The 7526-nt window shown below is 75.1% G+C and carries 8 protein-coding genes; 7 read left to right on the top strand and 1 reads right to left on the bottom strand.

Annotation, left to right across the window (positions count from 1 at the left end; translation table 11 throughout):
• Positions 1–189: 189 nt before the first annotated feature.
• From CKO13_RS09235 to CKO13_RS09215, 5 genes are all read left to right on the top strand, one after another.
• Complete coding sequence (locus CKO13_RS09235) at positions 190–1995, top strand: PHA/PHB synthase family protein (RefSeq protein ID WP_200259907.1); 1806 nt, start codon at positions 190–192, stop codon at positions 1993–1995.
• 103 nt (positions 1996–2098) lie between these two features.
• Positions 2099–2335: a hypothetical protein gene (locus CKO13_RS09230; protein WP_200259904.1), complete on the top strand. Its 237-nt coding sequence runs from the start codon at positions 2099–2101 to the stop codon at positions 2333–2335.
• Positions 2336–2384: 49 nt separating this feature from the next.
• The gene (gene purE / locus CKO13_RS09225; RefSeq protein WP_200259901.1) at positions 2385–2876 is read left to right on the top strand and encodes a 5-(carboxyamino)imidazole ribonucleotide mutase; all 492 of its coding nucleotides are present in this window, start codon (positions 2385–2387) and stop codon (positions 2874–2876) included.
• Positions 2873–4024 carry a 5-(carboxyamino)imidazole ribonucleotide synthase gene (locus tag CKO13_RS09220; protein ID WP_200259898.1) on the top strand — a complete coding sequence of 384 codons (1152 nt, stop codon included), beginning with the start codon at positions 2873–2875 and terminating at the stop codon, positions 4022–4024. The genes purE and CKO13_RS09220 overlap by 4 nt, the downstream gene beginning before the upstream one ends.
• Positions 4011–4916 (top strand): recombination-associated protein RdgC, encoded by a 906-nt coding sequence (locus tag CKO13_RS09215; RefSeq protein WP_200259895.1) that lies wholly within the window; start codon positions 4011–4013, stop codon positions 4914–4916. The genes CKO13_RS09220 and CKO13_RS09215 overlap by 14 nt, the downstream gene beginning before the upstream one ends.
• On the opposite strand, the gene CKO13_RS09210 is transcribed toward CKO13_RS09215, so the two are convergent.
• Positions 4913–5587, bottom strand: a complete 675-nt coding sequence (locus CKO13_RS09210) for an arylesterase (protein ID WP_200259891.1) — start codon at positions 5585–5587, stop codon at positions 4913–4915. The genes CKO13_RS09215 and CKO13_RS09210 overlap by 4 nt on opposite strands.
• Between CKO13_RS09210 and CKO13_RS09205 the strand changes: the two genes are divergently transcribed.
• Together CKO13_RS09205 and CKO13_RS09200 are read left to right on the top strand one after the other, a co-directional pair.
• A complete protein-coding gene (locus CKO13_RS09205; RefSeq protein ID WP_420827063.1) occupies positions 5586–6305 on the top strand; it encodes an ABC transporter ATP-binding protein in 720 nt (239 codons plus the stop codon). The genes CKO13_RS09210 and CKO13_RS09205 overlap by 2 nt on opposite strands.
• Positions 6305–7526: ABC transporter permease (locus CKO13_RS09200; RefSeq protein ID WP_338034621.1), on the top strand; the 1222-nt coding region annotated here is incomplete at its 3' end. The genes CKO13_RS09205 and CKO13_RS09200, both read left to right, overlap by 1 nt.

Genomic DNA, 7526 nt, shown 5'->3' with positions numbered 1-7526 from the left:
CGCGCCGCTGCTGAGCGCGGCGCCCACGCCGCGGCCCGCTCCCGCTCGCCGTCGACGGCGAGCACGCCGAGCAGGCCCGGGTCCGGTGGGTGCTCGCTAGGGGAGTAGCCTTGCATTACCATGCCCTTATGGATGCTAGCGCTAGCCGGTGCTCCGGCGCCACCGGAGCCGATCACAAGGAGTCTCCCTATGGCCGACCGTGACGCGTCGCAATCTTCGCAGATGGACTACGAGGCGCTCTCCCGGACGCTGGCCGAGATCGCCGAAAAGAGCCAGCAGCTGGTCACCGACTTCCTCCAGCAGGAGCAGTCCGAGCACCACCTGCCCTTCGAGGATGCGGCGCAGATGGGCCAGCTCTTCCAGGAGCTCTCCACCCGCCTGCTGGCCGACCCGGGCCGGCTGATGCAGGCGCAGATGGCCTTCTGGCAGGACTACATGAGCCTGATGCAGAACACGGCGCTGCGCTTCTGGGGCATCGAGCCGGAGCCGGTCCGGCGCCCCGAGGGCGGCGACTGGCGCTTCAAGCACGACCACTGGGAGCAGCACCCGGTCTTCGACTTCGTCAAGCAGTCCTACCTGCTCACCTCGGACTACATCCACTCCGTGGTCAGCGACGTCGAGGGGCTCGACGACCAGACCAAGAAGAAGGTCGACTTCTACACCCGCGCCTTCCTCGACGCCCTGGCGCCGTCCAACTTCGCGGCCACCAACCCCGAGGTGCTGGAGCGGACCGTGGAGAGCGGCGGGCAGAACCTCCTCCAGGGCCTGAGCAACCTCCTCGAGGACCTGCGCCGGGGCCGGGGCCGGCTCGATATCAAGATGACCGACTACGACGCCTTCGAGGTCGGCAAGAACCTGGCGACCACCCCGGGCCAGGTCGTCTACCAGAACGAGCTCATGCAGCTCATCCAGTACGAGCCGAGCACCGAGCAGGTCCACGCCCGCCCCCTGCTCCTCGTCCCGGCGTGGATCAACAAGTACTACATCATGGACCTCAACGAGGAGAAGTCCATGGTGCGCTGGCTTGTCGCCCAGGGCCACACGGTCTTCATCATCTCCTGGAAGAACCCGGGCGAGGCGCTCGTCGACCGCGGCTTCGAGGACTACATGCTCGAGGGGCCGGTGGCGGCGATGGACGTGGTCAACGAGATCACCGGCACCGAGGAGCTCAACCTGGTCGGCTACTGCCTCGGCGGGACCCTCTCGGCCTGCACGCTCGCCTACCTGGCCGCCCGGGGCGATCAGCGGGTGCGGGCGGCGAGCTTCCTGACGTGCATGCTCGACTTCGAGTTCCCCGGCGAGCTCGAGGTCTTCATCGACGACGACCAGATCCGCTCGCTGGAGCGGCGCATGGGCCAGCGCGGCTACCTCGACGGCCGGCAGATGTCGACGACCTTCAACATGCTCCGCGCCAACGACCTGGTCTGGTCGTTCTTCGTGAACAACTACCTCAAGGGCAACGAGCCGTTCCCCTTCGACCTGCTCTACTGGAACTCCGACTCCACCAACATGCCGGCGAAGATGCACAGCTTCTACCTGCGCCGGATGTACCAGGAGAACCGGCTCAAGGAGCCGGGCGGCATCACCCTCGCCGGCGAGCCCATCGACCTCGGGCGGATCGACATCCCGGCCTACTTCATGTCGGCGAAGGAGGACCACATCGCGCCGTGGAAGAGCACCCTCCGCGGCCCCCGGCTGCTCTCCGGGCCGACGCGCTACGTCCTCGGCGGCTCCGGCCACATCGCCGGGGTGATCAACCCGCCGCACAAGAACAAGTACGGCTACTGGACCAACACCGCCAAGACCGTCGACCAGGACGAGTGGCTCGCCGGCGCCGACGCCCACGAGGGCTCCTGGTGGAACGACTGGGGGCAGTGGCTCGCCGAGCACGGCGGCGAGCGGGTGCCGGCCCGCGCCGTGGGCTCGGGCAAGCACCGGCCCATCGAGGCGGCCCCGGGCTCCTACGTCCGCGAGGGGGTCCTCTACGAGCGCTAGCCGCCCACGGCGGGGGCAGGGGAGGGCGGCGCCGAGGTTGGCCCCGCCGGCCTCGGCGTCGTAGACTCCGGGGCGTAGCCCGCAAGCCGAGCCCGCTGCCGCGATGGACGTGACCGCCTTCAACCAAGCGGGGATGCAGGCCATCCACCGCGCCGACGAGGGGCTGACCCGGACCGCCGCCCAGGTCGCCCGGCAGGCGGCGCGCGTCGATCCGCGCTCCGAGGAGATGGAGTCGGCCCAGGTCCAGGCCCTGCGCTACGAGCACCAGGGGCAGGCCGGGGTCCGCGTCGTCCGGGCGGTGGACGAGGTGCTCGGCACGCTGCTCAACACCCGCTCCTGACGGCCTCCGCCGTGGTACACTGACCCCTTTTCCCATGAGTGGACCTGCTATGACCGACGTGCAGCCGCAGGTCGGTGTCGTGATGGGGAGCCGATCCGACTGGGAGACGCTCTCCGGGGCGGCCGACGTGCTCCAGGATTTCGAAGTCCCCCACGAGTGCCGCGTGGTCTCGGCCCACCGCACCCCGCAGCTGCTCGCCGACTACGCCGCCGAGGCCGAGCAGCGGGGGCTGCGGGCGATCATCGCCGGCGCCGGCGGCGCCGCGCACCTGCCCGGCATGCTCGCCGCGCAGACCACCGTCCCGGTGCTCGGCGTCCCGGTGGCCTCGAAGTCGCTCAACGGCCTCGACTCGCTGCTGTCCATCGTCCAGATGCCCGCCGGGGTGCCCGTGGCCACCTTCGCCATCGGCAGCGCCGGCGCGCGCAACGCGGCGCTGTTCGCCGTCGCCCTGCTCGCCGGCGAGGAGCCGCGCCTGTGCGAGGCCCTCCACGCCTACCGCGACGCCCAGGCCCAGCGCGTCTACGGCGAGGAGCTCTCGTGAGCGGGCCGCTGCTCCCCGGCGGCGCCCCCATCGGCATCCTCGGCGGCGGCCAGCTCGGGCGCATGCTCGCGCTCGCCGCCCGGCGCTCGGGCTACCGGGTGGCGGTCATCGCCCCGGGCGGCGCCGCGACGCCGGCCGGCCAGGTCGCCGACGCCGCCCACGACGCCGCGCCGAGCGCCGAGCTGATGCGCTCGCTCGCTCCCGGGCTCGGCGTGCTGACCTACGAGTTCGAGAACCTCCCGGCCGAGGCGGTGGCGGCCGCCGCCGAGGCCGTCCCCGTGCGGCCCTCGCCGGAGGCGCTGCGCACCACGCAGAACCGCGCCCTGGAGAAGGCCTTCCTGCACCGCCACGGCCTGCCCACCGTCGCCTTCGAGCGGGTCGCCGGCGCCGCCGAGGCCGAGGCCGCCGCCGAGCGCCTCGGCGGGGCGTGCGTGCTCAAGAGCGCCGGGCTCGGCTACGACGGCAAGGGGCAGGCGGTGGCCGAGACCCCCGCCGAGGCGGCCGACGCCTGGGCGGCCGTCGGCGCCGACGAGGCGGTGGTGGAGGCGCGGGTCGAGCTGGCCATGGAGGTCTCCGTGGTCGCCGCCCGCGGCGTCGACGGCGAGCTCGCCCACTACGGCGTGACCGAGAACCGCCACCGCCACCACGTCCTCGACCTGTCGGTGGCGGACGCCGAGCTGGACCCGGCGCTGCGCGACGAGGCGGTGGCCATCGCCCGCGCCGTCGGCGAGGGGCTCGACCTGGTCGGCACCTTCTGCGTCGAGTTCTTCGTCGCTACCGACGGCCGCCTGCTGGTCAACGAGATCGCCCCGCGCCCCCACAACTCCGGCCACCTGACCCTGGAGGCGGCGGCGACCTCGCAGTTCGACCAGCAGCTGCGCGCCGTCTGCGGCCTCCCGCTGGGCAGCCCGCGGCGGCTCGCCCCTGCGGCCATGGCCAACCTGCTCGGCGACGTCTGGGCCGCCGGGGCGCCGCGCTGGGCCGAGGCCTTCGCCGACCCCGACGCCACCCTCCATCTCTACGGCAAGGAGGAGGCCCGGCCCGGGCGCAAGATGGGCCACATCACCGTCCTCGGCAGCGACCGCCACGACGCCGCCGAGCGCGCCCTGGACCTGCGCCGCCGGCTGACGACCCATGTGGTTTCGTAACCTCCTCCCGTACCGCCTGCGCGAGGGCGTCGCCTACGACGCCGAGGTGGCCGAGGCCCGCCTGGCGGCGCTCGCCTTCACGCCCTGCGGCAGCCTCGAGATGCACCGCAGCGGCTTCGTGCCCCCGCTCGGCCCCGAGGCGCCGCTGGTCCACGCCGCCGCCGGCTCGCTGCTGCTCTGCCTGCAGCAGGAGGAGAAGCTCCTGCCCGCCTCGGTGATCCGCGAGGCCCTCGATCAGCGCGTCCAGGAGCGCGAGGCCGCCGAGGGCCGCAAGGTCCGCAAGCGCGAGCGCGACCGGCTGCGCGAGGAGGTGGTCGTCGACCTCCTGCCGCGGGCGTTCAGCCGCCACAAGCGCACCTGGGGCTACATCGACACCGAGGCCGGCTTCCTGGTGGTCGACGCCGGCTCCGAGAAGCAGGCCGAGCACTTCGTCGAGCAGCTGCGCGAGGCGTGGGGGGATCTCCCCCTGGCGCCGCCGGAAACGCAGATGGGGCCGGGCACGGTGATGACCCGCTGGCTGGCGCAGCAGGAGCACCCCGGCGACGTCGAGCTCGGCGAGGAGGCCGTGCTCGAGGACCCCAACGCCGAGGGTTGCGAGGTCCGGGTCAAGCGCCAGGACCTGACCGCCGACGAGATGCGCGCCCACATCGACGCCGGCAAGCGCGTCCGGCGCCTGGCGCTGACCTACGCCGAGCGGGTCAGCGGCGTGCTCGACACCGACCTCGGCCTGCGCCGGCTGCGCTTCGGCGACGTCGTCCGCGAGCAGGCCGGCGACCGCGACGCCGAGACCGAGGCCGAGCAGCTCGACGCCGACTTCGCCCTCATGGCCCTGGAGCTGCGCGCCCTGCTGCCGCGGCTGCTCGAGTGGTTCGGCGGGGAGCGGGCGGCCTAGCCGGCCTCGGCCGCCTCCTCGCGGCGCCGCTCGAGCACCCCCCGGAGCCGCTCCCAGACCCGCTCGGCGATCCGCGGCTGCGCCCGGGCCGTCGGGTGGATGCCGTCGTCCTGCATCATCGCCTCGCGGTCCCAGAGCCCCTCGAGGAGGAAGGGCACGAAGGGCAGCTCGTGGGCCTCGGCGAGGCGCGGGTAGATCGCCTCGAAGCGCTCGGTATAGTGTGGGCCGTAGTTGGCGGGCAGGCGGATGCCGAGCAGCACCACCCGGGCGCCGGCCTCTCGGCTCGCCTCGATCATCGCCTCGAGGTCCGCCTCGACGCGCTCCGGGGCTTGGCCGCGCAGGCCGTCGTTGCCGCCGAGCTGGAGCAGCACGGCCCGCGGCGCGTGGCGCTCGAGCAGCCCGGGCAGGCGGCGGGCGCCGCCGGCGGCGGTCTCGCCGCTGCGGCTGGCGTTGACGACCCGGTGGGGGTAGCCGTGCCGCTCGAGGCGCTCCTCGAGCAGGGCGGGCCACGCCGGGGCGCCCTCGAGGCCGTGGCCCGCCGAGAGCGAGTCGCCGAGGACCAGCACCGCCGGCGGCGGCGCCGGGGCCGCAGCGGGCGCCGCGAGGGCCCCGAGCAGCAGCGCCGCCAGCCAGCGGCGCAGGGCGCGGAGCAGCGGGGGAGCTTCAGCCATGAGCGAGCATCCGTCGGCGGATCCGGCAGCAGGACCGGGCGCGGTGGCCGGGTCGCCCCCGGCCCTGGCGGCCCAGGGCCTGGGCATGCGCTACAGCGGCCCGCAGGGCGAGGTGGTCCTGTTCGACGGGCTCGATCTTAGCATCCCGGCCGGCGGGAGCGTCGCCATCCTCGGCGCCTCCGGCTGCGGGAAGTCGACCCTGCTCGGGCTGCTCGCCGGCCTGGAGCGGCCGAGCCGCGGCCGGGTGTGGCTCGCCGGCGAGGAGCTCACCGCCCTCGACGAGGACGGCCGCGCCGCGGCCCGGGCCGGGCGGCTCGGCTTCGTCTTCCAGGCCTTCCACCTGCTCACCGGCCTCTCGGCGCTCGAGAACGTCCGCCTCGCCCTGGAGCTCGCCGGCCGCGGCCCCGGCGAGGGCGCCGCCCGGGAGGCCCTCGAGCGGGTCGGGCTCGGCCACCGGCTCTACCACGGCCCCGAGCGCCTCTCCGGCGGCGAGCAGCAGCGGGTGGCCATCGCCCGGGCGATCGCCCCGGGGCCCGAGCTGCTCCTCGCTGACGAGCCCACCGGCAACCTCGACGACGCCACGGGGGCGCAGATCGCCGAGCTGCTCTTCGCGCTCAACCGCGAGCGCGGCACGACGCTGGTGATCGCCACCCACGACCCGGCGGTGGCTGAGCGCTGCGCCACCCTCTACCGCTTCCGCAACGGCGCGCTCTCGTGATGGCGGGGGCGGGCAGCCGGCAGACGGCCCGCCTGGCGTGGCGCTTCTTGCGCTGCGATATCGCCGCCGGGCGGCTCGGCACCCTCGCCGCGGCCCTGGCGGTGGCGGTGGCGGCGGTGACGGCCGTCGACTGGCTGGCCGAGCGGGTCGGCGCCGCGACCACGCAGCGCGCCGCCGAGCTCATCGCCGCCGACCGGGTGGTGCGCACCGACGAGCCGATCCCCGAGGCGTGGCTGGCGCAGGCGCGGCAGCGGGGGCTGGCGGCGGCGCGCACGGTGGTCTTCCCCACCGTCGCCGTCGCCGGCGAGCGCAGCCAGCTCGTCTCGCTGAAGGCCGTCGAGCCCGGCTACCCCCTGCGCGGCGAGCTGCGCGTCGCCGCGGCGCCTGGCGCCGCCGATCAGCCCGCCGCCGGCGGCCCGCCGCCGGGGCGCGTGTGGGTGGCGCCCCGCCTGCTCGCGCTGCTCGACACCGAGCTCGGCGAGCGCTTGCGCCTCGGTGATCGGGCCCTGCCCATGGCGCGGCTCGTCACCGCCGAGCCCGACCGCGCCGGCCCCTTCGGCGCCCTGGCGCCCCGGGCCCTGGTGGCCTGGGAGACCGTCCAGGAGACGGGGCTGCTGGGCCGCGGGTCGCGGGTGCGCTACAGCCTGCTGCTCGCCGGCGAGCCCGAGGCGCTGGCGGCGTACGCCGCGTGGCTGCGCGAGGCGCCGGGCCCGGAGCGGGAGGTGGTCCGCGGCGAGGAGGCGCAGCCGGGGATCCGGCGGGCCGTGGAGCGCGCCGAGCGCTTCCTCGGCCTGGCGGCGCTGCTCACCGTCGTCGTGGCCGCCGCCGCCGTGCTGCTCACGGCCCGCCACTACGCTGCGGCGCAGCTCGACCGGATCGCCGTGCTCCGGGTGCTCGGCGCCGGGCAGGGGCGGATCGTCGCCGTCCAGGCGCTCATCCTCGCCGCCGTTGCCCTCGCTGCGGGTGCGCTGGGCACCGGCGCCGGCTTCCTGCTCCACCACGCCATGCTCGCCCTGCTCGGCGAGCTCCTGCCGCCGCAGCTGCCGGGGGCCGGCCCCGGCCCGGCGCTCTACGGGGTGGGCTTCGCCCTGCTGGCCGCCGGCGGCTTCGCCCTGCCGACGGTCCTGCGCCTGCGCCGCGTCCCGCCGGTGCGCGTGCTCCGGCGCAGCGCCGGCGCCGGGGCGCTCGCCTTGGCGCTGCCGTACCTGGTCGCCGCGGCGG

Source organism: Halorhodospira neutriphila (assembly GCF_016584055.1).
Lineage (GTDB): Bacteria > Pseudomonadota > Gammaproteobacteria > Nitrococcales > Halorhodospiraceae > Halorhodospira > Halorhodospira neutriphila.
The sequence above is the reverse complement of the archived record's forward strand: the minus strand, read 5'-3'. Positions and strand labels throughout refer to the sequence as shown.